This is a genomic window from Aeromicrobium changchenzhani (assembly GCF_057586615.1).
In genome coordinates this window covers 3,522,476-3,549,193 of record NZ_CM172480.1, presented here as the reverse complement: position 1 = coordinate 3,549,193, position 26,718 = coordinate 3,522,476, and the positions used below count along the sequence as shown (strand labels likewise).

The following is a 26,718-nucleotide window of genomic DNA, read 5'->3' as shown; positions in this document are numbered from 1 at the left end:
GTGTGTTCTTCATCAGTTGGTTGTTGTTGTGTCTTCATTGCTGTCGGGCAGATCTTCATAACCACCGGAACGCTCGCGCTCGATCAGATCGTTGAGCCAGCGAACTTCGCGTTCGACTGACTCCAGACCGTGACGTTGGAGCTCCAGAGTGTAGGAATCTGCTCGTTTTCTGCGGCTCTGCGCCGATTGGCGCACGCTTTCGAGGCGATCCTCGAGCCGGCTACGTCGGCCTTCGAGGATCCTGACCCGTGTCGGCGAATCTGTCCGCGCGAAGAACGCGAACCGAATGCCGAAGTTGTCGTCATCCCAAGCGGCGGGTCCCGAGTCCCCGAGTGCTTGAGTGAAATGTTCTTTGCCCTCTGCGGTCAATTTGTAGACGATGCGGGCGCGTCGTCCGCGGCCGTGCGGATCCTCGGTGTCGTCGGCCACGATGTAGCCGGCTCGCCCGAGGGTCTTGAGACAGGGATAGAGCGTTCCGTAGGAGAGAACGCGACCCCAGCCCAGCAGGGAGTTGAGTTGCTTGCGCAATTCATACCCGTGCATGGGCGCGTCGTGCAGCAGTCCGAGGACTGCGAGCTCGAGCGCTGCGCCGCGTTTCGACATGGGTTTCCTGCCAGAGGGTTGATTCGATATATCGATACGATACATCGATCCGTCACATGCTGCACGATTGGCCCCGCCGTGAGTTGCAACACTTGTGCAGCCGGATTAACGAATTGTGGGCATCATTGGGCACACTTAACCGGTGGCAGGAGGATCTGCCGCTATCGAATCCGGGTGCGCCATTCGGGTTCAACCATGTTGTCGACAGTGAGAGAGACTGCGCGTGAGCGTGATTTCAAGAGTTGCCCGCAAGATCAGCGGCCAAGACAATCCGTGGTGGAAGGCTGGCATTCGCTGGATTGTCTTCCTCGGTGTCGCTGGTGTCGTGGCCGGTGCCATCACATTCTTCGCGCTCTATCGTTTGATCGGCATACCCGATGCGAATGCAGACTTCAAGACTCAGACAACCAATGTTTACTACTCCGACGGCACCCATAAGATCGGCAGTTTTGCGACGCAGGACCGCAAGTCGATCCCGCTGAGCAAGGTCCCCGCCTCGATGCAGGCTGCCGCGGTCGCCGCCGAGGACCGCTCGTTCTACACCAATCGCGGGATTGACATCAAAGGCATCCTGCGGGCGGTACGCAGCAATGCCACCAGCGGCCAGATCCAAGCCGGCGGCTCGACGATAACCCAGCAATACGTCAAGATTTTGTACCTGACGCAGGAGCGGACGATCACTCGTAAGGTCAAAGAGGCAATCCTCTCGATCAAGATCCACAACCAGTTATCCAAGTCGGACATCCTTGAGGGCTATCTCAACACGATCTACTTCGGCAACGGCTCCTACGGAGTCGAAGTTGCTGCCCAGACCTATTTCGGTCATCCGGCCTCGAAATTGACCATTCCTGAGTCCGCTACGCTCGCCGCGATCATCAACAGCCCGGGCTATTACGATCCCTACGTCGAGGGCGGACCGGCACGAATCGTCAACCGTTACAACTACGTCCTCAACGGCATGGCCAAAGACGGCACGGTCGATGCGAGCCAGCTGGCGAAGTACCGTGACAAACTGCCGAAATTTGCCAAGAAGAAGGACGGCAATCGTTATGCGGGCAGCAAGGGCTTCTTGCTGAAGCAGGTTCAGATTGAACTGGACAAGAGAGCGTTCACACCTTCGCAGATCAGCGGCGGTGGCTACAAGATCGTCACGACCTTCGACCATAAGGCCCAAAAGGCCGCAGTGGCCGCGGTCAAGGTGATCCGCCCGCCTGGTTTCAAGGATGTTCATACCGCGCTCGTCTCGATCCAGCCGGGGACCGGCGCGGTCCGCGCGATGTACGGCGGCCCTGATTATCTGAAGAGTCAGCTCAACTGGGCCACGATTGGCAGCCAGCCCGGCTCGGCCTTCAAACCCTTTGCCGTCGTGGCGGCGCTCGAGGACGGTTACAGCCTCAAAACGATCCTGCACGGAAACTCACCGATCCGGCTTCCCAATGGTGATGAGGTCGAGAACGAAGGCGAGAATGCCGGTGTCTCATATGGCCGGGTTCCGCTGTCCAAGGCAACCGCGTTGTCGATCAACACCGCATTTGTGGATTTGACCGAGCAGATGTCCGATGGGCCGGCGAAGATCAAGGCCGCTGCGGCTGACGCCGGAATCTCCGAAAATGTCCTCAAGAACTATCCCGAAGTGCCGGTGACGTCGCTCGGTATTGAGCGCGTGCCGACCGTTGACATGGCCAATGCCTATGCGACCTTGGCCGCCAAGGGCAAGCGCTCGCAGTGGTATGTCGTGCAGAGCGTCAAGGATGCGCAGGGCTCGGTCCTCTACAAGCACAAGAGCACGAGCGAGCAGACGATCCCTAAGGATGTCACGGCTGACACAACGTCGGCTCTGCAAGACGTCGTGCGCGGTGGTACCGGAACCAATGCACGTACGATCTGCCCGACCGCGGGCAAGACCGGCACCGCAACTGCCGGCGAAGGCCAGTCCCAGCACGTGTCATCGTCATGGTTTGTCGGCTATACGCCGAAGTTGGCTACCGCTGTTATGTACAACCGCGGCGCCGGTCTTGGTCGACTTGACGGCTATCTGCCGACCTTCTTCGGTGGTCAGTATCCGGCCAAGACCTTCAGCGCCTACATGAATGCCGCGCTGGCTGGCACCGATTGCGGCACCTTCCCGCCGGCGGCAAATATCAAGTCGACCAAGGGTCAGACCTACACACCGCCGCCGCCGAAACCAAAGCCCAAGCCGAAGCCGACGCCAACCAAGACGACTCCCCCTCCGACGCAGCAGCCCTGTGATCCGGCGACGGAAGTCCCCGATGGGAATCTGGGCTGTAAGCCGAGTCCGGCGCCATCTGTTCCGCCGGACGGGCCGCCGCTGCCGCTGCCCTAGTCGGGGCAGTAGCGAAAGTTAGATTAACTCGACCGCATCGAAGGTTGCGGTCGTGAAGCGCACTGCCACCTGGACCCAGTCGCCAACCGCCGGTGCGGTTGCGGCGGCGGGTAGGAAGATCATGCTGGCCTGCATATGTGGTGGTTCGGCAAACCAGCGCTGTTTGCCCGCGATCGTGAATGGTGACAGCGAGAAACCGGCCGCCTCGAGTCCACCCTTGGCGACGGATTTGCCCCGTCCGATCAGGCCGGCCACCGCTTTCGGGGCCTCAAGTCCGATCCCGTGACTGGTGCCGCCAGCAATGATCAACAGGTAGCCGTCGCGCGGCATGGGCTTCTGCCGATAGCCGATGCGCTCGCCGCGGCCGACCTCATGCACATCGAGGACGGTGGCCTGTGGTCGGAGCGCCGCCAGGTCGCCGAGCCACAACGAGGTGCCGAGGCGCGGTCGTATCTCAAGGTTGGGGCGGCGCTCGCGCAGCGTGGCGAATTCGGCATCGCTCAGGTGCGATAGATAAAGGGTGGTGGTCTCCAACTGGGAGGTTTCGAGCACCGCGGCCCAGGATTCGGCCTCGGCCAGATTGTCTCCGGCCATCGGCAGATGCACGGCGAAGCCAGCGATCTCGAGTTGGCCCTTGACCTGTTTGGCGGCCGCCAGTTGATGCCGGTCGAAGCCGTGCCGCGACATTGAGGATTGACCCTCGTAGATGATCCGGGTGCCGGCGGGTGCGGTCTGCGCGAGCGCTTCGACGTCTTCTACTCGCCCGACGGTGTGGATGACGCGGGCGTCATACGAAACATTGGTGAAGAATGGCCGCCAAGGGGTGAGCACCATGATGTCGCCGGGGAAGGTTTCGAGGGCGCCGGCAACTTCTTCATACATTCCGACCGCGATCTGGTCGGCGCCCATTGCCGCGGCTTCGGTGGCGAGCAGATCGCGACCGAAACCATAACCATTGCCCTTGATGACCGGCACGATTCCGGCATTCGCGTCGATGATCCTGCGCGTGTGTTGGCGCCAACGCTGCGCGTCGACCTGAAGTGTGAATGGCATTGGTCACCGCCTCTTCATATATGTAGTAAAGCCGCGATAGAGGACTCGATTGAGTGGAAGATCCCATTCGCCGAGATATTCGACCGCATCGCCGCCGGTGCCGACCTTGAACTGGATCAGACCGACGTGTGGGTCAGCTGGATCGAGCGTGTCGGTGATGCCACGCATGTCGTAGATCTCAGCGCCGGCCGCAAGAGCATCACGGAGCATTTGCCATTGGATCGCATTCGAGCCGCGAACCTCGCGTTTGTTGGTGGTCGAGGCGCCATAGGAATACCAGGCGTGGTTGCCGACCGTGACCATCGTGGTCGCGGCAATCAGATCGCCCTCATGCCGGGCGAGGTAGAGCCGCATCCGGTTGGGATCCTCGGCATTCAGCGCGTCATACATGCGCTCGAAGTAGGACAGCGGTCGCGGCGTGAAGCGATCGCGTTCGGCAGTCTCGACATAGAGCCGATGGAAATCGGGGAGCTGATCGCGCCCACCAACGGTGACCTCGACGCCGAGTTTGGCGGCCTTCTTGATGTTGCGCCGCCACAGTTGATTCATGCCGGCTAGGACCTGTTCTTCGGTCTTGCCGGCCAGCGAAACCCAGAAGTTGTATTTGGGTTGGCCGGCCGCGAAGCCACCTTCGGTCGGAATTTCCTTCCAACCAAGTTGCTCAAGCTGAGTCCGCAGTGAACCGGCAGCAGCATCGCTGACATCGGCCGGAACATCGGCAAGGGCCGGCAGCGCGGGATCCGCGATCGCCTGTTTAACCGTTGCGGCGTGCCAGTAACGGGTGGCAACCGGCGGCCCCATACGTATGCCGAACGCGCCCTGGTTTTTGAGGTGGGTGGTCATCGGCGTGAGCCAGTCGTCGAGCCGGTCGTTGTGCCAATCGATCACTGGGCCCTCAGGGAGGTAGGCCAGGAACCGCTTGAGTTTTGGCAGTTTTCGATAGAGGACAAGGCCGACCCCAACCAGTTCACGGCCATCGAACCAGCCGATCGACTCGCCGCGCCATTCGTTCTTCACCGTGGCCCAAGCAGGGGTTTGTAGGAAACTCACCGATGATCGGGTACGAATGTAGTCGAGGTGTTCGGCAGTGCCGATGGTCCTGACAGTCAGTACGGAAGTCACCCCCCGAGGCTACCGGGTGCGGGTGATTGGGCGAGACGCGTTGGCATCCGACAGTTGTTAGGGTAGCCTAATTAATTGCTATGTGTTCCACCGATGGGAAATCATGATCCGTACTTTTCGTGCAACCGTATGCGGCAAGCGGCAGTTGTCGAAGCATTTGATCAGCGTGACGTTCAGCGGTCTTGGCGATTTCGCGTCGACCGGGATCCCCGATGAGTATGTGCGGCTGTTGATCCCACCGGCCGGCGCGCCACTCGTACTTCCCGAGATCTCCGATACCTGGGTCGTCACCCATCCCGACGGCGCAGCCGAACCTGCCTCCCGGGTCTACACCGTCTCCGATCACCGGATTGTTGACGGTGTCGCGGAGATCGACGTCGACATCGTTCGTCACGACGGTGGCGTCGGCTCGGACTGGGCGCAGAGCTGCGCGCCCGGTGATGAAGTTGGTCTGATCGAGCCATACGGCCTTTATGCCGCTCCGCCTAATGTCGGCTGGCAGTTGCTCGTCAGCGATCTGACCGGAGTGCCGGCGCTGGCTCGTATCCTGCGCGGCCTCGAACCGGATCAGCAAGCGCAGGTCGTGGTGGTTGTCACCGATCCGGACGATCAGATTCCGTTGCCGAGTGCCGGTGCCGTCTCAGTAGAGTGGCGGGTCGTCGCCGATGACAACGCGCTGTCCGTTGAGCTGGTGAATGCGGTGACCGAGTGCCCGTTGCCCGCGACCGACCGTTATGTCTGGCTCGCCGGCGAAGCACGTGCCAACCGGGCCGTGCGCAAGCATTTGCGGCGGGTCTTGGGCTGGCCGCAAACGGACTTCTACACCTGTGGCTATTGGCAGATCGATGCGGCGAAGTGGGCACAGCGCTATGAAGTTGTCGCCACCGAAATCCAGGACATGGCACAAGCCGCGCAGATTGCAGCCGGTGACGACGAGGGTGCCTACCTCGATTCGCTTGAGGACATCTATGAATCAGTTGGGCTCTAACCCACCGCCACCGCATATTTTGGCATGCTCGGCTCGAGCATGAGTTTCATGCCGGCCTCGCCCGGCGTCCGGTTGGCTTTGCGGTGATTGCACTTCAAACAGGCGGCCACGGCGTTCTCCCAGGTCAGCGCGCCGCCGCGACTGCGCGGGATGATGTGATCGACGGTCTCGGCATGGCCACCGCAGTAGGCACACATTTTGTCGCGCGCCTTGATTGCCGACTTGGTGCACAGATGACGGCGGCGGTGGGCCCACTTCATGACGACATAGCGAACGAGTCGCAGCACCTTGGGCATCGGAAAAGGGCCGAAATTGCCTTCGTGGGCCTCTTCGATCACGGCGACTTCGCGGACCAACATTTTGATTGCATGCTGCATTGAGACGCGTTGGAGTGGCTCATAACTCGCGTTGAGGACAAGCACATAGGTGTCCACGACGCCGCCTCTCATAGAACCGACGAGCCAAGAGTATCTGGGTTCAACCAATTTTGGTTCGCGATCGCGCGATGTCATCGGCAAGCGTTAGCGTTGAGCCCATGAGTGAGTCCTTCGCCGCGCCTGTTCCCGAAACCCATCGTCCCTATGTCGCTGCCGCCGACCGCTACACGCATTGGGACTATCGCCGCATTGGCCGCTCGGGCCTGTTCCTCCCGCCGCTGTCGATGGGCCTGTGGTGGAATTTCGGCGACAACCGGCCCTTCGACCGGCAGCGTGAGGTCCTGCGCCATGCCTTCGACAACGGAATCACCCATTTTGATCTGGCCAACAATTACGGCCCGCCTTATGGTTCGGCCGAGGAAAATTTTGGCCGGATGATGCGTAGCGACTTCAAGGCCTACCGCGACGAGTTGATCTTGTCGACGAAGGCTGGTTGGGACATGTGGCCCGGACCCTCTGGCAATGCGGGCTCGCGCAAATACCTGCTCGCCTCCCTGGATGCCTCATTGCAGCGGATGAGCGTCGATCACGTCGACATCTTCTATTCGCACCGCTTCGACCCTGACACCCCGCTCGAGGAGACGATCGGCGCACTTGACACCGCAGTCCGCCAGGGCAAGGCGTTGTATGCGGGCATCTCGTCCTACTCACCCGAACGCACGGTTGAGGCGGCCAGGATTGCGCATGAACTCGGCACCCCGATCGTGATCCATCAACCGTCCTACTCGATGCTCAACCGATGGGTCGAGCAAGGACTATTGGAAACCCTTCAGCAGGAGGGGATCGGCTCGATTGGGTTCACCGTCCTCGCGCAGGGTCTGCTGTCCGATCGGTATGTCGAGAGCGCCCATCCCGAACGTTCGCAGGACCGGGGCTCTTTCGATGAGTCGATGGCCAGTGATGACAACCGTGATCGACTTCGTGGCCTCGCCCAAATTGCAAAGGAGCGCGGACAGACCCTCGCCCAGATGGCGCTGTCGTGGGTGCTTCGTCCCGGCGGCGTCACCTCTGCGCTGATCGGCGTCTCGTCGGTTGCGCAGCTCGATGAAAATCTCGCGGCGGCCGCGCATACCGAGTTCAGCGCCGATGAGTTGGCGCGGATCGACACCTTTGCTGGCGAGGCTGGCGTCAATCTGTGGGCCGCATCAGCGGAGCTGAATTGACCTGCGGCGAACCCTGCGGGCGGTGACCTAGCTGCTCGGTAGGGTCGCATCTGTTGCCGGTATCGGTCAGAGTCGGACCACATAAGGAACTTTTATGAGTACTCGCCTCGCGCCTTGTTACTCCAGAATGTTCCAAGCTAGGCGCGGCGTCGCGATGTTGGCTGCTATCGCTGCGGGTCTGCTGCTGTCCGCGTGCGGATCGGACTCCGTTTCGACTATTCGGCCAGCAGCGTCGACCTCGGCCGAGCAGCCCATACGCGCGGTCGATGAGGCCGCTGGTGAACAGGCCGCGCCGGTCAATGTTTCGGTTGACGGCGGCAAAGCTGGGGTCGGCGTGATGTTCCGGAAAATCACGATCGCACCGGGCGCGAGCACTGGCGAACATTGCCATTACGGGCAACTCGTCGCGGTCGTCGCTGCCGGTGAGCTCACGCATTATGCGGCCATCTACCCCGGCGGTGTGCATGTCTACAAGTTGGGCGACTCGATCATCGAGGGCAAGGGCTACCGCCATGAAGGGCGCAATGAGGGCAAAGTCGACACGGTGCTCTGGGTGACGTACATAACGCCGGAAGGCAAGCCGCTGGCCGAGACCGACCTCAAAAACTGCGACGCGTGACGCCGCGGTGGCGGACTCGGTAGTTTGGACCCAGTAGCCGGCTGATCTTTGGAGAATCGATGACCCATCTGGACCTGACCGCCCGTCCTGTCGCCGCACGTGCGGAGCAGCTCAGCAAGATCTATGGCAAGGGCGATGCAACCGTACGAGCACTCGATGGCGTCACGATCGAGATGTATGAGGGCGAGTTCACCGCAATCATGGGGCCGTCCGGATCGGGCAAGTCGACGCTGATGCATTGCCTCGCCGCGCTCGACACTGCCACCGACGGCCACGTGTCGATCGGCGACATCGAACTCTCCTCGCTGAAGGACAAGGCACTGACCCAATTGCGGCGTGACCGGATTGGCTTCGTGTTCCAGTCCTTCAACCTCGTCCCCACTCTCAGCGCCGAGGAGAACATCCTGCTGCCGCTGGCAATCGCTGGCCGCAAACCCGATCAGGAGTGGTTCGACACCGTGATCGACACTGTCGGTTTGCGCGACCGGCTCAAGCACCGCCCCAATGAGATGTCCGGCGGGCAACAGCAACGTGTTGCCTGCGCCCGAGCCCTGGTCAGTCGCCCGTCGATCGTTTTCGCCGACGAACCGACCGGCAACCTTGATTCGACGTCGGGCGCCGAGGTATTGGGCTTCCTGCGCCGCAGCGTCTCCGAGTTCGGTCAAACGATTGTGATGGTGACGCATGATTCGATCGCTGCGGCCTACACCGATCGAGTTGTCTTCTTGGCCGACGGCAAGGTCGTTGACGAGCTCCGCAATCCGACGGTCGAGACGATTCTCGAACACATGACCGCGCTCCAGACACGCCCGGGAGCCTGAGCAGATGCTGCGCGTAACCCTACGCAACCTCCTGGCCCGCAAGGTTCGGCTTCTACTCAGTGCGTTCGCGATCGTTTTGGGCGTCGCATTTGTCGCCGGATCGCTGGTCTTCACCGACACGATGTCGGCGAGTTTCGACAGCATCGTCAGCGGCTCAGTATCGGACTCGACCGTACGACCCAAGGGCATGGATCCGAACTCGGTTGGATCGTCGTTCAACATCGACGACCGTACGATTTCGGCGGCCACGGTCGCCGAACTCCGCAAGACGCCGGGCGCCGCGCGGGTGGATCCATCAGTCCAGGGCGCCGGGCTGTTCGTCGTGCGCAAAGATGGCAAATTATTGGGCGGAACCGGCGCACCAACGCTGACCTTCAACTATTCCGACGCGCCCAACGCAGCCGGTCAGCAGATGGTCACGGTCAAGACCGGACATCCGCCGACGAACTTCGGCGAGGTCGCACTAGATCGCCGGTCGGCCGACACTGCGGGCTACAAAATTGGCGACAGCGTCACGATGGTCACGGCGGGCTCGACCGCCCGGTTCACCGCCAAACTCGTCGGCTATGCCGACTTTGTGGGCGGCGGGATTGCCGGCGCGACGCTCGTATTCCTTGACACCAAGACGACGCAGAAGCTGTTTGTCGGCGGCAAGGATGCCTACACAAGTGTCGGGATCACGGCGGCGCCTGGCGTTTCGCAACAGCAACTCACCGCAGCAGTTGCCAAGGAACTACCGCCGGGGTTCGAGGCCATCACCGGACAGAAGGCGGCTGATGAGGCCAAGGGACTCATCGACACGGTGCTTGGCTTCCTCAATACGTTCCTGCTGGTTTTTGCTGGCATCGCGCTCGTGGTCGGGACGTTCTTGATCATCAACACCTTCTCGATCCTCGTCGCACAACGAAGTCGAGAGTTGGCGCTGCTTCGCGCGCTCGGCGCCTCCCGGCGACAGGTCATGCGATCAGTGCGCTTCGAAGCGCTCATCGTGGGGTTGATTGGTTCGACGCTCGGATTGTTGCTGGGATTTGGGTTGGCCGCGGGGCTTAAATTGATCTTTGCTCAAGTCGGGCTTGATCTGTCCGGTTCACCGTTGGTGTTCAAGCCGCGTACCGCGATCGTCGCCTATGCCGTTGGCATCGTGGTGACGGTATTCGCCGCGTGGTTGCCGGCGCGTCGAGCGGCTCGGATCGCCCCGGTGGCCGCAATGCGCGACGACGTGGCGATGCCGGAAAGTTCGATCCGGCGCCGATCGATCATCGGGTCACTGCTGTGTTTAGTCGGAGCCGGGTTCTTGGTCAGTGGACTGTTCGGAAGCTTCGACGGGAACCGTACGACGGCGATGGTCGGGGCGGGTGCCCTCGGAATCTTGATCGGCGTCGCGCTGCTCAGCCCGATCCTCGGCCGGCCGGTCCTGAATGTGCTTGGCTTCGGCTACCGCAAGACATACGGGATGGTCGGCAATCTCGCCACCGAGAACTCATTGCGCAACCCACGGCGTACGGCCGCAACTGCGTCCGCGCTGATGATCGGGCTGACTCTTGTCACGATGATGTCGATCCTGGGGGCATCGATCAACAAGTCGATTGATGTTGGCGTCACCAAGGAATTCACCTCGGACTATCTCGTCTCGAATGCGGTCGGCGAGCCGTTCTCGGCCACGATTGGGCAGAAGATAGCAAAGATTGACGGCGTCGGCGCTACCGCAGCGGTGCAGTCGACCGTGTTCAAAATCAAGGGCTCGACGGTATTTGCGACCGCGGTTGATGCGACCGAGATCAACCGGATTTACCAGCTGAAGTATCGCGACGGGGTCAAAACCCTGGCAGCCGGTCAGATCGCACTGACCGAGGACACAGCGAGCAAGTACGGCGTTAAGGTCGGTGACTCGCTCACCCTCAAGTTCGCTTCGGGACCGCTCAAAGCGACGGTCGCCGGAATCTACGCCAAAACCTATGTCGTTGGCCCGGTCATGGTGCCGTTCTCGACCGTGACTGCGGCGAAGCTCAAACGGGTCGACTCCAATATCAGTGTCAATGCTGCCCCGGGCGTCGACAAGGTTGCGCTGGGCAAGAAGATCGAGCGGGTCACGAAGAACTTCCCGACCGTGACAGTCCAGAACAAGAAGGACTTCGCCGACGCGCAACGCTCCCAAGTTAATCAGCTGCTCTACCTGATCTATGCGCTGCTGGGGCTCGCGATCATCATCGCGGCGCTTGGCATCGTCAACACGCTCGCGCTGAGCGTCATCGAGCGGACCCGGGAGGTTGGCCTGTTGCGGGCGGTCGGGATGAGTCGGCGGCAGTTGCGGCGCATGGTCCGACTCGAAGCAGTCGCGATTGCGGTCCTCGGTGCGGTTCTTGGTATCGGTCTCGGACTGATCTTCGGCGTCGTGCTGCAGCGGGCGGTGGCCGATCAAGGCATCACCAATCTGGCCGTTCCGTGGGTCCGACTGATCGCGTTCGTCATCGTCTCGGCTCTGGTCGGCATACTCGCCGCCGTGTTACCGGCTCGTCGGGCGGCAAAACTCAACGTGCTCAACGCCATCGGAACCGAGTAACCCCCAACCCCGCGAGTGGCGCAGATTCGGGGTTTTTCGTGGTCACACCCCCCCCCCCCCCCCGCCACTCGACGTCAGATTTGCGCCACTCGCGGGGCTGTGGATAGCTGAGTTTGTCCACAGGCTCTGATTTGGTGATTGTCGGGCGTACGCGGCGGGGACCAAAGTCGGCCTATGCGACCGATTCGACACCGGGATGCAGCGATGGCCGGATTCACTCCCGATCAACTGCGTCGACCAATGTTTGACCATCCAACCGATGGCGTTGCCGTGCACCGCGACGATTCCAGCGATCTCATCGTGGTTTGTGAAGCAGTGATGATGATGCTCGCGGGCAACGCCGTGTTCACGCACCTGACCAGCGCTCAACTGCGTGAATGGTGGTTGCCGTACGTTCCGGATTCGCCGATCATCGCTGGCACAGACGGTGAAGCGCCGCACCACGATCGGCGGGGTGTGTATGTGCGCCGCTGCGATATCCCGCGGGGGCACCGGTCGGAGATCCGCAAGCTACCGGTCGCATCGGCGGAGTGGACGATTATCGAACTTGCCGAGCATCTGTCGCTCATCGATTTAGTCATTGTGATCGACTGCGCTCTGCATCGCAGCGAAGTCACGGTCGCTTCAATTCGGGCCACGATGTGCAAGGGGCGACGTGGCGTACGTGTACTCCGACGAGCGCTTGATCACTGCGATGGGCGTAGCGAATCTCCCTGGGAGACTGTTCTTCGATTGTTGTTCGAACTCTCCGGCATCCGTGTCGAGCCGCAAGTGGTCCTTCGAGATAGGGATGGACAGTTCGTGGCGAGAGCTGACCTACTCATCCGTGGCACGAATCGGCTTGCCGAATACGACGGCGCAGTTCACCGTGATCGGGCTCAACATCGAACTGACCTCAGCCGCGAGAAGGCCTGTGTCCGATTAGGCTTCGAGCGCTTTGGCTACACCGCGATCGAGATTGATCGTAATCCGGGCTTGATCATCGCTGATGCAGAGGCGGCGCTTGGTCTGCGCCACGATGCGCGTCGGCTCAAGGCTTGGCAGCATGAATTTGAGGCATCTTCGCTCAGCGCCAATGGTCGACGGGCGCTCATACGCAGGCTTGCACGTTTCGCACGAACCACGACTCCCAGACCGGCAAACTCGGCGAGTGGCGCAGATCTGTGAACGAGTGGCGCAGATTCGGGGTTTTTCGCAGTTCAAATCCCCGAATCTGCGCCACTCGGCGGAACTGTGGGGTGGGGGTGGGGTGGATTCGCTTCGATGGGGCCAATACGGGTAGGCTGATGCAGTTGTCTTGTTGACAACGTTGACCGGTTTCGGCCGGTTGATGCAGCGCCCTCCTGCTACGGACCGTCCGTAGCCGCCTAGACCGAAGGAGGTGGAGTCGCCTTGCGTCAGTACGAATTGATGATCATCCTCGATCCCGACCTCGAGGAACGCACCGTAGCCCCCAGCCTTGACACCTATTTGAATGTGGTTCGTCAAGATGGTGGATCCGTTGACAATGTTGATGTGTGGGGTAAGCGTCGTCTTGCCTACGAGATCAACAAGAAGTCCGAAGGCATCTACGCCGTCGTGGATCTCAAAGCAGAGCCCGCGACTGTCAAGGAACTTGACCGTCAGTTGACGCTCAATGAGTCCGTGATGCGTACGAAGGTCACCCGCCCGGACGTCAAGTAGTCCGTTCGGTCCCAAGGACTGGCCCGGAACATTTCAAGCTGTGGATACTCACCTCGAAAATGTCACCGGGTTGTTGTTCACTTGAGTCAGACACCACCCACCTGAAAGGCCATCTCTCATGGCAGGCGAAACAATCATCACCGTTGTGGGCAACCTCACCGATGACCCGGAGCTGAAATTCACTCCTTCGGGCGCGGCCGTTGCCAACTTCACCGTTGCTTCCACCCCCCGTACGTTTGATAAGCAGACGAACGAATGGAAAGACGGCGATGCACTGTTCCTGCGGTGTGCAGCATGGCGCCAGCTCGCCGAAAATGTCGCTGAGTCCCTCCAGAAGGGGCAGCGCGTCATCGTGACCGGAGCCCTGAAAGTTCGCAATTTTGAACGCCAGGATGGCTCGAAGGGCACGAGCGTCGAGATGAATGTCGACGAAGTCGGCCCCGCGTTGCGCTACGCCACTGCCAAGGTGACGAAAGCCAACCGGTCCAATAGCGACTTCGGCGGCAATCAAGGCAATCAGGGCAATCAGGGTGGCGGCCAGGCACGTCCGGCAGCGGATAACAATCCGTGGTCGACGGCTCCTGCCGCTCCGCAAGGTGGTGCTGGCGCATGGGGCGGTGGCGCTTCAGCCGAAGAGCCCCCGTTCTAATCACACGTCAGAAGGATCAAAAGGAATTTCATGGCAAAGCCAGTTATCCGCGTCCCTAAGAAAAAGAGCAATCCGCTCAAGGCCGCAAAAGTCACAGAAATCAATTACAAGGACACCGCGCTCCTGCGCAAATTCATCTCGGACCGCGGGAAGATCCGCGCCCGTCGTGTCACTGGTGTCTCGGTCCAGGAGCAGCGTCTCATCGCCAAGGCAATCAAGAACGCCCGCGAAATGGCTCTGTTGCCTTACACGTCGAACAGCCGCTGAGGGGATTGACGATGAAACTTATCCTCACGCACGAGGTCTCGAACCTCGGAACGCCTGGCGACATTGTCGACGTCAAGGACGGCTACGGCCGCAACTTCCTGCTGCCGCGCAACTTCGCCATCCGTTGGTCGAAGGGTGCTGCCAAGCAGGTTGAGTCGATCAAGGCTGCGCGCGACTCGCGCGCTGTCCACGATCTCGATGAAGCGAAGGCCATCAAGGCGACGCTCGAGAACGGTACGACCAACCTCGCGGTCCGCGCCGGCGATTCGGGTCGCCTGTTCGGGGCCGTGACCGTTGCCGATATCGCCGATGCGCTCGAGGCGGCCGGCGCTTCGGTCGACAAGCGACGCGTCGAGATCGGCAATCCGATCAAGGCGCTCGGTGTCCACACGGTTCGCGTTCGGGTTCATCTCGAGGTCAGCGCAGAGGTCAAACTCAACGTGGTTGCCGCGAACTAGTTGTAACTCGCGCGACGAAAGGTCAGGATCGGCTGTCGGCCGATCCTGACCTTTCCCATTGGCCGACCCCGCCGAGCCCGATTTGACGGTCAGCCGTATCCTCATCAGTGAACCGCTCCATACCTCGCCGTGTGGGGCGGTTCACTTATTCCCGGGCGTACTTGATGACAGTCACCGGCACCACAGGTCAGAAACTTTTCTGGTTAAAGGTCTAGATCCAATCCAATAGTTGGGTTAGCATCAACCAACTTCTTCGAGAATTGGTGGACCGAACATGGCAGATCCCAATAACCTTTCTGAGGATGAGCGACTGCTCGCGAGCCTCGGCTATAAACAAGAACTGAATCGGAACTGGTCGGGCTTTTCGAACTTTGCAATTTCGTTCTCGATCATTTCGATCCTCGCCGGCTGTTTCACGACCTTTGGCCAGGCGTGGAACAACGGCGGCCCAGTCGCTATTTCCTGGGGCTGGCCAATCATTTCGTTGTTCATTCTTGTCATCGGTTTCACGATGTCAGAACTGGTGTCGGCCTATCCGACGTCAGGTGGCATCTACTGGTGGGCGTCCAAGATGGGCGGTCCGGCTACCGGTTTCTATACCGGCTGGCTCAACCTCATCGGCCTCCTCGCGGTCACGGCCTCGGTCGCCTACGGCTGTGCGACCTTCTTAGACCTGACGCTGCAGACCGTGAGTGACAGCTATCTCCACAGCTACAGTCTTGGTCGTGTGTATGTGATCTTCGTGATCATTCTGGCGGTCGCCGCAGCGCTGAACATCTTCAGCGGTCATTTGCTCGCCGTGCTCAATAACATTTCGGTGTGGTGGCACGTGGCGGGCGCAGCAGCGGTGATTCTCATCCTGGTGATCATCCCCGAAACCCACCAAAGCATGGACTTCGTGTTCACCGAGCGGATCAACAACTCTGGCTTCGCCGATGGTAAGTACTGGTTCCTGGTGCTTCCGTTGGGCTTCCTGCTGACGCAATACACGATCACCGGCTTCGATGCCTCGGCTCACATGTCGGAAGAAACGCAGGGTGCCGCCGAAGGCGCAGCGAAGGGAATTTGGCGCTCGATCGCGTACTCCGCGATTGGCGGCTGGGTCCTCTTGCTCTCGTTCCTGTTCGCGGTTCAAGACCCCCAAGGCGTCACCGACGGCGGCGGTGCGGTCGATGCAATCTTCAGTCAGGCACTCGGCGAGGGTTGGCATTTCATTATTTTGGCCATTGCGACGGCCGGCCAGTTCTTCTGCACGATCGCGTGCCTGACGAGTTCATCACGTATGACGTTCGCGTTCTCGCGTGACGGTGCGATCCCGGGTTCGAAGTTGTGGTCAAAGGTTAATCCGAAGACCAAAGTCCCCGGAAACGCCGTTATTTTCGTTGCCGTGATCGGTGCCATCATCACATTGCCGGCACTCAAAGGTATTGGTGGAATCCCGATTGCGTTCTACGCGGTGACATCGGTCGCGGTGATCGGGCTGTATCTGGCCTTCCTCATCCCGATCTTCCTCCGCTGGCGGATGGGTGACGCATTTGCGCCAGGCAGTTGGACAAATGGCAAGAAGTACAAGTGGATGAATCTGATCGCGTGCACTGAGATCGTCATCATCTGCATTTATTTCATCCTGCCGTTCACTCCCTCGGGAAACCCGTTTGATTCCTCCTTCACGTGGAGCGATGTGAACTACGCACCGATCCTGACGATCGGCACCTTGATCGTGTTGACCTTGTGGTGGTTCATCTCGGCACGCAAGTGGTTCACGGGTCCGAAGAACACCTTCGATCCCGATGTCGTCCAGGCATTTGATGACTAATCGGGGAGTGTCTCTGCAATATCGGTAAGGTTTCGCATGTGAGGGTTCTGGACGTCAATCATCGGGCACTGGGCAATAAGCCCACGTTCGGTACCAAGACGGCAGAACCCTCACATGTTTTGATTGAACGATGGCTGCTTCGCGCAATCAAATCAGGGAAGCTTCGGCCCGACGACAAACTGCCGCGGGAGGATGACCTAGCCGATTCCCTCGGGGTCAGTCGTATGACGTTGCGACAAGCGTTGGGAACCCTAGAGGCCAGGGGCCTGATCGAATCGCACCGCGGCCGAGCTGGCGGCAATTTCATTCGTGAGATTCAGATCGAGTGCGACCTGACCGGACTTCCCGGCTTCACCGAACAAATGCGTCGCGCCGATGTGCGTGCCGGCGCTCGTGTGATCAGCCTCCGACTGATGACGGCCGCTACGCCGGTGGCCGCGGCGTTGAACCTGGCGCGAAATGCCCAAGTCTGCGAACTCATCCGCGTTCGCTCGGCAAATCGCGTACCGCTGGCATTGGAGCAGACCTACCTTCCGGCCAACCTGTTCCCCGGACTGGTTGAACGCCCGCTCACCGGATCGCTCTATTCGGTGATGCGCAAGGATTATGATCTGGCTCCCCATCACGCGCAGGAATGGCTGGAGCCGACGCTCGCAACGCAGGAACAGGCTGAGCTGTTGTCAATTGAGGCCGGTGCTGCGCTGATGCTGGTGACGCGCACGTCATTCACCGCGACGGGACAACCGGTCGAGCATGCCTTCGACCGCTATCGTGCCGATCGCACGCGGATCGGCCTGCGCACGGGAATCTCCAGCCCCGTGGCTGCGGAACTCACAATAAGTCAAGAACCGAAGGGCTGAGCGCAGCCACAACGAGCGCACATTCGGCCCGCAGCGTCGCTTCATCGTGGGTGCCACAAACGGCGATACATCTCATTCGGGCGGCGCGCGCGGCCCGAATACCGGCGAGTGAGTCCTCGAAAACGACGATGTCGGGCGGGTCGACGTCGAGCGCAGCCGCGGCGAGCAGGAATCCCTGCGGGTCGGGCTTGCCGCGATCGACGTCCTCCTGAGCGATCACGCGGGCGAACGCATTAGGGATCGAACTGTGGGCCAGTACGTGTTGGACATCGGCGCGTTGCGCGCCGGTCACGATCGCCAGCGCACTACCTTGGGCGGCCAACATCCGTACGAGCTCAACGGTGGCGGGCAAGATTGGGCTGTTCTGGGCCACGATTTCCCGATAGCGAACCTGCCGCTTGGCGAGCAGATCGTCGACGATGCGATCGCGTTCAGCCCTGGTGCTGCCGGCCATGCACTGGTTGACGACCGTTTGGATGATCTCGCGGTCGCTGTGGCCGGCAAGCTGGTCGAAATATTCTGCGCGTCCCAGTTGATAGCCCCATTGCTGAGCAAACAGTTCACCAAAGATTCTGAACAACACCGGCTCGTCGTCGGACAGCGTGCCGTTGAAATCGAAAATTGCCGCCGGTATTCCACGTGCGCCCATCACGCGCAATAGTCTAGACCTTTAAGGCGAGCGCGGGGTAGGCTGCTCACACTTCATGGAAGGTGGTTCCCGGATGCTTGATTCAGCTGATCGGCAGCGGCTTGAGATTCTGTTTGACCAAATTCCCAGCCTGAGTGATCGGCCCCGAACTTTTGAGGAACTCCCCGGCGGGCTCACCAATCTCAACATCAAAATTAATGCCGGACAAAACGTGCTCGTCGCTCGCTGCAGCCGCAGCGATATTAAGCTGTTGGGGATTGATCGCAATGCTGAGCAGCTCAACACCCGCGCCGCCGAGCAGGCGGGCATCGGCGCGCCGTTCGTTGAATATTGCCCGCAGCTTGAAGTCCTAGTCATTGCCTACATCGACGGTCCCGGCTTGGTGAATGAGGACTTGCGTCAACCTGGAATGCTGCCGCGTGCGGCGCAGGCATGCCGGACCCTGCATGCCGGGCCGCGATTTGCCAATGACTTCGATATGTTCGCTCGTCAGGCGCGCTATCTGCGGATAATTCTCGAGCAGGGCTTTTGGTTGCCCGCGGGTTATACGGATTTCGACGATAAGTTCCAGCAGATCAAGGCCGCTCTCGCGGTGCAGGCGGGGCCGACCGTACCGTGCAACAACGATCTTCTGGCTGGCAACTTTGTCGATGACGGGTCAAAGTTGTGGATCATTGACTACGAATATTCCGGTAATAACGATCCCTACTTCGAGCTTGGCAACACCTGGACCGAATGCGGGCTCGATTTGGAACATTTAGACGAATTCGTTACGGCGTATGTGGGACGCCATTCACCGGTCCTGATCGCACGGACACGATTGCAGTCGATCGTGTCCCAATACGGGTGGTCGCTGTGGGGCTATATCCAGGCCGCAACCAATGATTTCGATTTCGACTTCCACAACTGGGGCATGGAGCGGTTCGAAGGAGCGGTCAAGGAGTTCGAGTCCGCTGATTTTGTCCGATTGCTCGAACTTGCCGTGCAGGACGACAAGGAGATCGTCCGATGAGCAGCGTCGAATGGCCATCGCGGGCGCGGATCGTGATCATTGGTGGCGGTGTGATCGGCACCAGCGTGGCTTACCACCTCACGAAGGCCGGACAGACCGATGTGGTTCTCCTCGAACAGGGTGAGTTGTCGTGCGGAACAACGTGGCATGCCGCTGGCTTGGTTGGCCAGCTTCGTGCCACCCAGGCAGGAACGAGACTGGTTCAATATTCGACCGAGCTATATGCGCAGCTCGAGGCCGAGACCGGATTGAGCGCGGGCTACAAGCAATGCGGTGGCGTGATCGTGGCCCGCACCGAGGACCGGATGATGCAACTGCGGCGTACCGCGGCGACCGCGGCGGCCTTCGAGCTTGACTGCGAGCTGCTTACGCCCGCAGGAGCACTGGAACACTTCCCCCTAATTGCGACCGATGATCTCGTCGGCGCCATCTGGCTGCCGGGTGACGGAAAGGCCAATCCGACTGATCTGACCAACGCTCTGGCCAAGGGTGCCCGGCTGCGCGGAGCAACGGTCATCGAGCACGTACGCGTCGATGAGGTATTGCTCAGCGACGGAGCGGTCACCGGCGTTCGAACCGACCGCGGCGACATTGAGGCCGAAATCGTGGTGAATTGCGCCGGTCAATGGGCAAATCAGCTCGCGGCGAAAATCGGTGTCACGGTGCCACTGCACTCCGCAGAGCACTTCTACGTTGTCACCGATCAGATCGAGGGCATGCACACCGATATGCCAATTCTGCGCGATCCCGATGGCTACACCTACTTCAAGGAAGAGGTCGGCGGGCTTGTCGTGGGTGGCTTCGAGCCGGTCGCCAAACCGTGGGTGTCCCCCGACAAGATCCCCTATCCCTTCGAGTTCCAGTTGCTCGAGGAGGACTGGGACCACTTCCAGGTGCTGATGGACAACGCGGTAGTGCGAATCCCGGTTCTCAATGACACGGGAATTCGCAAGTTCTACAACGGTCCGGAGAGTTTCACCCCGGACAATCAGTTCATCCTCGGTGAGGCACCAGAGGTCAAGAACTTTTTCGTCGGCGCGGGCTTCAACTCTGTCGGAATTGCTTCGGCCGGTGGCGCCGGGCGCGCGCTGGCCGAATGGATCATTGCTGGCGAGCCGACCTCCGATCTCGTTGCGGTCGACATCCGTCGCTTTGCGGCCTTCAACGGCAATAGCCAGTGGTTGCGCGCGCGGGTCGGTGAAGTCTTGGGATTGCACTACTCGATTCCGTGGCCCAACCGTGAGTATGAGACAGCGCGACCGTTTCGTCGCTCTCCGGCGTACGAGCGACTCGTCGCAGCCAATGCGTGTTTCGGCAGTCGTATGGGCTGGGAGCGGGCCAACTACTTTGCGCCGGCAGACGTTGATCCGGCGATCGAGTATGCATGGGGCAAACAGAACTGGTTGCCGTGGTCCGCGGCCGAGCAGCGGGCGACCCGTAGCGCGGTTGCGGTCTTCGACCAGACATCGTTTTCCAAATATTTAATGATTGGGGTAGATGCTGAAAAGGCGCTGCAATGGATCTGCAGCAATGATGTCGCTGTCGAAATTGGGCGAACTGTCTACACAGCGCTGCTTAATAAGCGCGGCACCTACGAGTCCGATCTCACGGTCACGCGGACCGGCGTCGAGGAGTTCATGCTGGTCAGTAGCTCGGCGACCACCGAGCGCGACCAAGATTGGATTCGGCGCAATATCGCTGCTGGGCTCGACGCGCGGATTGTGGATGTCACCTCGGCCTATGCGGTCTATGGCGTCATGGGACCGAAGTCACGTGAACTACTCAGCCGACTGACGAGTGCCGACATGAGCGATGAAGCGTTCCCGTTCGGGACTAGCCGCGAGATTGATCTGGGTTATGCGACCGTGCGGGCCACACGCATCACGTATGTCGGTGAGTTGGGCTGGGAGCTGTATGTTCCGACCGAGTTTGCGGTCGGCGTCTATGACGATCTGATGGCAGCCGGCAAGGATCTTGGCGTGGCCAATGCGGGCTATTATGCGATCGAATCGATGCGACTCGAAATGGGCTACCGAGCCTTCGGCCGTGAATTAACGCCGGATTACAACCCGGTTGAGGCCGGACTTCTGTTCGCCTGCAAGCTCAAAGGCGATATCGACTTTCTCGGTCGGAGCGCCGTGGAGCAGGCGCGGGTCGACGGCCCGAGGACACGGCTCATCTCGTTCGTCTGCGATGACTCCGTGCTCATGCTGTGGGGCGGTGAACTCGTGCTTCGTGATGGTGAAGTCGCCGGTCAGGTGATGTCGGCGGCCTGGGGGGAGGCCGTTGGAGCGAGTGTGGGGTTGGCGTACATCACGGCGGCGCTGGACCAAAAGGCGTCCGCTGAATACGTCAGAGCAGGTAGCTATCAGGTCAATGTCGGGGGGAAGCTCGCCACGATCGCGGTCTCGCTGAAGGCCCCGTATGATCCGAAACGACTAGAGGTATGAAGTCAGGCCATTGACTCATGCTTAGCGTTCGCCATAGCATCACTTCAGGAACTTGATCGAAGGTGTCGTGATGACGGACAACATAAGCGGTTTGGGCGATGCAGTGTTGCGTCCCATCCGTGGAAACCATGCCTTCGAGTCCTGCGTCGAACAGCTGGCAACGGCTATCAGACTTGGTGTTTTCGAGGATGGCCGGATGCTGCCACCGGAGCGCGAACTCGCTGAACGACTGGGCGTCTCGCGAGCAACTCTGCGTGAAGCCATCGCTGCACTCCGCGCTGCCGGGCTAGTGCTGACCCGTCGTGGCCGTGGTGGCGGAACTATCGTGGATTTTCGTCCCGAAGCCCCCGGCACCACGGGGTCATTGAATCGTCCACCCGAAGAACTCATCGACGCACTCAACTTCCGCCGGATCGTTGAGCCCGGAGCGGCTCATGCTGCCGCCAGAAAAACGTTGACGCCCGATCAACAGGACATGCTTGCCCATGCCCTCGAGGAGGTCGGCAACGCTTCGGACCCGGGTCGACACCGGCAGGCCGATTCGCTGTTCCACCTCGCGATTGCGTCGCTCTCGGAATCGCAATTACTGATCGAAGCGGTCACCAATGTTCAAAAAAGCCTGCACGACATGTTGAACGCCATACCGGTGCTCGACCGCAACATCGATCACTCCCGCCAGCAACATACCGATATCGCCAAAGCCATCCTCGCCGGCGATGCTCCGAAGGCGAGACGGGTTATGGAGAGCCACTGCGATGACACGGCAGCTCTCCTACGAGGGCTTTTATGAGAAAAGGATCACGATGATTAAGAGTAATCCCCGCCTGCTGCAACTCGATCGGCTCAAAGAGCTGATCGCCGACGGAACGATCGACACGGTCGTGTTGGCATTCACTGACATGCAGGGCCGCCTCCAAGGCAAACGCCTACATGCCCAGTTCTTTGTTGACTTCGCACTCGAGCATGGCACCGAGGGCTGCAACTATCTGCTGAGCGTCGACGTCGACATGAACACGATCGACGGCTATGAGATGACGTCGTGGGAAAAGGGCTACGGCGACATGGAGTTCGCGCTCGATCTCAACACCATTCGGTTGCTCACGCACCTCCCGGCAACCGCGATGATTCAATGCGACCTCGTGTGGCTCGATCACACTCCGGTCGTACAGTCGCCGCGCAGCATCCTGAAGGCACAGCTGGCGCGCGCCGCTGAGCTCGGTTTCGACGTCCTAGCCGGCACCGAGCTCGAGTTCATCGTGTTCGACACAACGTATGAGGAGGCCTGGAAGTCGGGATATCGCGATATGACGCCTTCCAATCAGTACAACGTTGACTACTCGATCCTTGGCAGCACCCGGGTAGAGCCGCTACTGCGTGACATTCGTAATCACATGTATGCCGGCGGTATGAATGTCGAAGGCGCCAAGGGCGAATGCAATTACGGCCAACACGAGATCGGCTTCCTCTTCGACGAGGCGCTCGTGTCGGCCGATAACCACAGCGTCTACAAGACTGCCGCCAAGGAGATCGCTGCGCAGCACGGCAAGTCGATCACCTTTATGGCCAAATACAATGAGCTTGAGGGCAGTTCCTGTCACATCCACCTGTCGTTGCGCGGCCAGAACGGCGAAACGGTGTTCTGGGACAAGTCGCTTAATCAGGGCGCGGGCGGTCGGACTCCGATCTACGATCACTTCATCGCCGGAGTGCTGGCAACGATGCACGACTTCACCGTCCTGTATGCGCCTAACATCAACTCATACAAGCGCTTCGCGGACGGCTCGTTTGCGCCCACTGCGGTGGCTTGGGGCTTGGACAATCGCACCTGCGCGGTGCGTCTGGTCGGCTCCGGCGGCAGCGCGCGCATGGAGAACCGGTTGCCCGGCGGCGACGTCAATCCCTATTTGGCGCTAGCCGCAATGCTGGCTGGTGGGCTGTATGGCATCGAGAATGAGCTTCCCCTCGAAGCTGAGTTGTCGGGCAATGCTTACACCTCGGATAAGCCGCATGTACCGTTCACATTGCGTGAGGCGCGCGAGGCTTTCAGCAGCTCGCAGGTCGCCCGTCAGGTGCTCGGCGACACGGTTGTCGACCACTACGCGCACATGGCTGACGTCGAGGTCAAAGCCTTCGACGCCGCCGTCACGGACTGGGAACTCCGCCGTACCTTCGAGAGAATGTGAGCACTGTGAGCAACACGTACGTCGTCATCAATCCCGCCACCGAGGCTGAGGTAACCGAGATCGCATTGGCGTCGGTCGAGCAGACCGATGTCGCGATCGAAAGGGCCGCCGAAGCATTCCCGGCTTGGCGCGACCTTGCTCCGGGCGAGCGCGCGCGGGTCCTGCGCCGCTTCGCTGCTGTCGTCGATGACCACATTGATGAGTTGGCGGAACTCGAGGTCCGCAACGCCGGCCACACCTGGGGCAACGCGACCTGGGAGGCGGCCAACGTACGCGATGTCCTCAACTATTATTCGGCTGCTCCGGAGCGGATGACCGGACATCAGATCCCGGTGCCCGGCGGCATCAACGTCACATTTCACGAACCACTCGGGGTTGTCGGCATCATCGTGCCGTGGAACTTCCCGATGCCGATCGCGGGCTGGGGCTTCGGCCCCGCACTGGCCGCCGGCAACACGGTAGTCCTCAAACCGGCCGAACTCACTCCGATGACCGCGATGCGACTTGCCGAACTCGGTCGCGAAGCCGGCCTTCCGGAAGGCGTTTTCACCGTCATCCCCGGCAAAGGCTCAGTGGTCGGTGACCGCTTCGTGACCCACCCACTGGTCCGCAAGGTGTGCTTCACCGGCTCGACCGAAGTCGGCAAGAAGATCATGGCCGGCTGCTCTGATCAGCTCAAACGCGTGACCCTCGAGCTCGGCGGCAAGAATGCCAATATTGTGTTCGCCGATTCCGACCTGGCCAAGGCTGCGGCCTCGGCACCTAGTTCGGCATTCGACAATGCCGGCCAGGATTGCTGTGCTCGGTCACGAATTTTGGTCGAACAGTCCGCCTACGAAGAGTTCGTCTCGCTGCTTGAGCCCGCGGTACGCAGCATCAAGGTTGCCGATCCGATCGATAAGACCAGCGAGATGGGACCGCTCATCTCGGCCGCCCAGCATGCGACGGTCAAAGGCTTTGTCGACGAGGTCGAAGTCGCGTTTAGCGGCAGTGCACCGAGCGGCAGCGGTTTTTGGTTTCCACCGACCGTCGTACTCGCCGATTCACCCGATCAGCGGATCTGGCGCGAAGAGGTCTTCGGGCCAGTCGTCGCGGTCATGCCGTTCAAGGACGAGGCCGATGCCATCCGGCTGGCCAATGACACGGAGTTCGGGTTGTCCGGATCGATCTTCACCCGTGACATCGGGCGGGCATTACGCGTTTCGCGCGCGGTCGAAGCGGGCAATCTGAGCGTTAATTCGCACGCGTCGGTCCGCTACTGGACCCCGTTCGGCGGCTTCAAACAGTCCGGCATCGGCCGTGAGCTCGGTCCCGACGCGCCACATTCTTTCACCGACGTTAAAAACATCTTCATTTCAAATGAATAGACATTTCAAATGATTAGCCCGGACACTCGCTGTTGAGTAGCCGCGAGGAACGAACGGCGTATCGAAACCAAGAGTCAGCGGATCGAAATCAGCTCCCACACAGACAGGAAGAATCATGACAGGACGCCTTGCGGGCAAGACCGCAGTTATCACCGGTGGCTGCTCCGGAATTGGCCTGGCGACCGTTCGCAGGTTCGCCGAGGAAGGCGCCAAAGTCGTCATCGGCGATCTTGATGACGCGCGCGGTCCGGGCATTGCCGACGAGGTCGGCGGTATGTATGTGCATGCCGATGTGACCAACAAAGAACAGGTCGATGCGCTGTTCAAGGCCGCCAAAGATACCTACGGTTCGGTCGACATCGCGTTCAACAATGCCGGCATTTCGCCGCCGGAGGATGATTCGATCCTGACCACCGAACTCGAGGCGTGGCGCAAGGTCCAAGAGGTCAATTTGACCAGCGTTTACCTGTGCTGCAAGGCCGCGCTGCCGTACATGCTGGAGCAGAAAAAGGGCTCAATCATCAACACGGCATCATTCGTCGCGGTCATGGGTGCGGCGACGTCACAGATCTCCTACTCAGCTTCCAAGGGTGGAGTCCTGTCGATGTCACGTGAGCTCGGCGTGCAGTTTGCACGCGAAGGCGTACGCGTCAACGCGCTCTGCCCGGGGCCGGTCAACACGCCGCTGCTGCGCGAGTTGTTCGCGAGTGACCCCGAGCGTGCCGCCCGTCGACTCGTCCACGTACCGGTCGGACGTTTCGCCGAGCCGGAGGAGATGGCCAATGCGGTGCTCTTCCTGGCCTCCGATGAGTCTAGTTTTATGACCGCGTCGACGTTCCTTGTCGATGGCGGCATCTCCGGGGCCTATGTGACCCCGCAGTGACCAGCCAACCCACCCGGCCGCTGATCGGCGTCACGACCTACCGCGAGCAGACGCGGTGGGGTGTGTGGGATGAGCCGGCCGATGTTCTGCACGCGGCCTACGCACGCTCGATTGAGGCGGCCGGTGGCGTTGCAGTGCTGTTGCCGCCGTCAGATTCGGCCGCAGCCGAATCGGTCGTGGCCAGACTTGATGGACTCATCATCGCCGGCGGGGCAGACGTCGATCCGGCCCGTTATGGCGAAGCGCCGAATCCGCATACGTCGGGATGGCGGGACGATCGCGACGGCTGGGAGTTGGCGCTGCTCGCCGCGGCTGAGCAGTCCGATCTTCCCGTGCTCGGCATCTGTCGCGGTATGCAGGTTATGGCCGTACAGGCCGGTGGTCGGCTCGACCAGCATATGCCTGACTCGTTGGGCAACGAGGAGCATTCGCCTGGCGGTGATGTCTTCGGTGAGGTCGCGGTGACGCTCGTCGACGGCACCCAGTTGGCCAAGATTTTGACGACCGCCCCCTCGGTCCGTTGTCATCACCACCAATCGGTCGCCACTCATCCAGGGCTCATCGCCTCGGCGCACTCGACTGATGGCGGTCTGGAAGGGATCGAGAATCCCGATCGGCCGTTCTGGCTCGGCGTCCAGTGGCATCCTGAAACTCAGCCGGATGCGGGATTGTTTAGGGCGCTGATTGCGGCTGCCGCCCTTACGTCATAACGAACGAGGGCTATGGGCCTC

At 60.5% G+C, this 26,718-nt stretch carries 25 protein-coding genes; 20 read left to right on the top strand and 5 right to left on the bottom strand.

The features are described 5' to 3' along the window. Positions 1-12 precede the first annotated feature (12 nt). Positions 13-603: a PadR family transcriptional regulator gene (locus tag AC2YB9_RS17810; RefSeq protein WP_487266705.1), complete on the bottom strand. Its 591-nt coding sequence runs from the start codon at positions 601-603 to the stop codon at positions 13-15. A 223-nt stretch (positions 604-826) separates the two neighbouring features. Between AC2YB9_RS17810 and AC2YB9_RS17805 the strand changes: the two genes are divergently transcribed. Then, positions 827-2,947 (top strand): transglycosylase domain-containing protein, encoded by a 2,121-nt coding sequence (locus AC2YB9_RS17805; protein WP_487266704.1) that lies wholly within the window; start codon positions 827-829, stop codon positions 2,945-2,947. A gap of 18 nt (positions 2,948-2,965) precedes the next feature. Here AC2YB9_RS17805 and AC2YB9_RS17800 read toward each other — a convergent pair whose 3' ends face one another. Continuing rightward, positions 2,966-4,000, bottom strand: coding sequence for an alanine racemase (locus AC2YB9_RS17800; RefSeq protein WP_487266703.1), 1,035 nt, complete (start codon positions 3,998-4,000; stop codon positions 2,966-2,968). Positions 4,001-4,003: 3 nt separating this feature from the next. Next, positions 4,004-5,122: a lipid II:glycine glycyltransferase FemX gene (locus tag AC2YB9_RS17795; RefSeq protein WP_487266702.1), complete on the bottom strand. Its 1,119-nt coding sequence runs from the start codon at positions 5,120-5,122 to the stop codon at positions 4,004-4,006. Positions 5,123-5,225: 103 nt separating this feature from the next. Between AC2YB9_RS17795 and AC2YB9_RS17790 the strand changes: the two genes are divergently transcribed. Continuing rightward, the gene (locus AC2YB9_RS17790; protein ID WP_487266701.1) at positions 5,226-6,110 is read left to right on the top strand and encodes a siderophore-interacting protein; all 885 of its coding nucleotides are present in this window, start codon (positions 5,226-5,228) and stop codon (positions 6,108-6,110) included. On the opposite strand, the gene AC2YB9_RS17785 is transcribed toward AC2YB9_RS17790, so the two are convergent. Further along, positions 6,107-6,544: an HNH endonuclease gene (locus AC2YB9_RS17785; protein WP_487266700.1), complete on the bottom strand. Its 438-nt coding sequence runs from the start codon at positions 6,542-6,544 to the stop codon at positions 6,107-6,109. The genes AC2YB9_RS17790 and AC2YB9_RS17785 overlap by 4 nt on opposite strands. A 101-nt stretch (positions 6,545-6,645) precedes the next feature. Here AC2YB9_RS17785 and AC2YB9_RS17780 point away from each other — a divergent pair, with 101 nt between their 5' ends. From AC2YB9_RS17780 to AC2YB9_RS17730, 11 genes are all read left to right on the top strand, one after another. Further along, entirely contained in the window at positions 6,646-7,710 is a 1,065-nt protein-coding gene (locus AC2YB9_RS17780) for an aldo/keto reductase (protein WP_487266699.1), read from the top strand. A 94-nt stretch (positions 7,711-7,804) separates the two neighbouring features. After that, a complete protein-coding gene (locus AC2YB9_RS17775; protein ID WP_487266698.1) occupies positions 7,805-8,329 on the top strand; it encodes a cupin domain-containing protein in 525 nt (174 codons plus the stop codon). 59 nt (positions 8,330-8,388) lie between these two features. Next, complete coding sequence (locus tag AC2YB9_RS17770) at positions 8,389-9,150, top strand: ABC transporter ATP-binding protein (RefSeq protein WP_487266697.1); 762 nt, start codon at positions 8,389-8,391, stop codon at positions 9,148-9,150. 4 nt (positions 9,151-9,154) lie between these two features. Further along, the gene (locus tag AC2YB9_RS17765; RefSeq protein WP_487266696.1) at positions 9,155-11,710 is read left to right on the top strand and encodes an ABC transporter permease; all 2,556 of its coding nucleotides are present in this window, start codon (positions 9,155-9,157) and stop codon (positions 11,708-11,710) included. A 174-nt stretch (positions 11,711-11,884) separates the two neighbouring features. Beyond that, positions 11,885-12,877, top strand: coding sequence for a hypothetical protein (locus tag AC2YB9_RS17760; protein WP_487266695.1), 993 nt, complete (start codon positions 11,885-11,887; stop codon positions 12,875-12,877). A 225-nt stretch (positions 12,878-13,102) separates the two neighbouring features. Continuing rightward, the gene (gene rpsF / locus AC2YB9_RS17755; protein WP_487266694.1) at positions 13,103-13,393 is read left to right on the top strand and encodes a 30S ribosomal protein S6; all 291 of its coding nucleotides are present in this window, start codon (positions 13,103-13,105) and stop codon (positions 13,391-13,393) included. Between the two features lie 118 nt (positions 13,394-13,511). Beyond that, complete coding sequence (locus AC2YB9_RS17750) at positions 13,512-14,042, top strand: single-stranded DNA-binding protein (protein ID WP_487266693.1); 531 nt, start codon at positions 13,512-13,514, stop codon at positions 14,040-14,042. 30 nt (positions 14,043-14,072) lie between these two features. Further along, a complete protein-coding gene (gene rpsR, locus AC2YB9_RS17745) occupies positions 14,073-14,309 on the top strand; it encodes a 30S ribosomal protein S18 (protein ID WP_487266692.1) in 237 nt (78 codons plus the stop codon). A gap of 11 nt (positions 14,310-14,320) precedes the next feature. After that, positions 14,321-14,767: a 50S ribosomal protein L9 gene (gene rplI / locus AC2YB9_RS17740; protein WP_487266691.1), complete on the top strand. Its 447-nt coding sequence runs from the start codon at positions 14,321-14,323 to the stop codon at positions 14,765-14,767. A 274-nt stretch (positions 14,768-15,041) separates the two neighbouring features. Next, complete coding sequence (locus AC2YB9_RS17735; protein ID WP_487266690.1) at positions 15,042-16,583, top strand: amino acid permease; 1,542 nt, start codon at positions 15,042-15,044, stop codon at positions 16,581-16,583. A 38-nt stretch (positions 16,584-16,621) separates the two neighbouring features. Beyond that, positions 16,622-17,443 carry a GntR family transcriptional regulator gene (locus tag AC2YB9_RS17730; RefSeq protein ID WP_487266689.1) on the top strand — a complete coding sequence of 274 codons (822 nt, stop codon included), beginning with the start codon at positions 16,622-16,624 and terminating at the stop codon, positions 17,441-17,443. Here the strand turns inward: AC2YB9_RS17730 and AC2YB9_RS17725 are convergent. After that, complete coding sequence (locus AC2YB9_RS17725; protein WP_487268642.1) at positions 17,415-18,092, bottom strand: HAD family hydrolase; 678 nt, start codon at positions 18,090-18,092, stop codon at positions 17,415-17,417. The two genes, AC2YB9_RS17730 and AC2YB9_RS17725, sit on opposite strands and share 29 nt — an antisense overlap. Positions 18,093-18,165: 73 nt before the next feature. On the opposite strand from AC2YB9_RS17725, the gene AC2YB9_RS17720 reads away from it, so the two are divergent. From AC2YB9_RS17720 to AC2YB9_RS17690, 7 genes are all read left to right on the top strand, one after another. Continuing rightward, entirely contained in the window at positions 18,166-19,104 is a 939-nt protein-coding gene (locus AC2YB9_RS17720; RefSeq protein ID WP_487266688.1) for a phosphotransferase, read from the top strand. Beyond that, positions 19,101-21,554: a GcvT family protein gene (locus tag AC2YB9_RS17715; RefSeq protein ID WP_487266687.1), complete on the top strand. Its 2,454-nt coding sequence runs from the start codon at positions 19,101-19,103 to the stop codon at positions 21,552-21,554. The genes AC2YB9_RS17720 and AC2YB9_RS17715 overlap by 4 nt, the downstream gene beginning before the upstream one ends. A gap of 70 nt (positions 21,555-21,624) precedes the next feature. Beyond that, a complete protein-coding gene (locus tag AC2YB9_RS17710) occupies positions 21,625-22,344 on the top strand; it encodes a FadR/GntR family transcriptional regulator (protein WP_487266686.1) in 720 nt (239 codons plus the stop codon). Next, positions 22,310-23,737 carry a glutamine synthetase family protein gene (locus tag AC2YB9_RS17705; protein ID WP_487266685.1) on the top strand — a complete coding sequence of 476 codons (1,428 nt, stop codon included), beginning with the start codon at positions 22,310-22,312 and terminating at the stop codon, positions 23,735-23,737. The genes AC2YB9_RS17710 and AC2YB9_RS17705 overlap by 35 nt, the downstream gene beginning before the upstream one ends. Positions 23,738-23,742: 5 nt before the next feature. After that, positions 23,743-25,104, top strand: a complete 1,362-nt coding sequence (locus AC2YB9_RS17700; protein WP_487266684.1) for an aldehyde dehydrogenase family protein — start codon at positions 23,743-23,745, stop codon at positions 25,102-25,104. A 115-nt stretch (positions 25,105-25,219) separates the two neighbouring features. Next, entirely contained in the window at positions 25,220-25,987 is a 768-nt protein-coding gene (locus tag AC2YB9_RS17695) for a 3-oxoacyl-ACP reductase (protein ID WP_487266683.1), read from the top strand. Next, positions 25,984-26,697 (top strand): gamma-glutamyl-gamma-aminobutyrate hydrolase family protein, encoded by a 714-nt coding sequence (locus tag AC2YB9_RS17690; protein WP_487266682.1) that lies wholly within the window; start codon positions 25,984-25,986, stop codon positions 26,695-26,697. Before AC2YB9_RS17695 ends, AC2YB9_RS17690 begins: the two co-directional genes overlap by 4 nt. Positions 26,698-26,718: the final 21 nt, after the last annotated feature.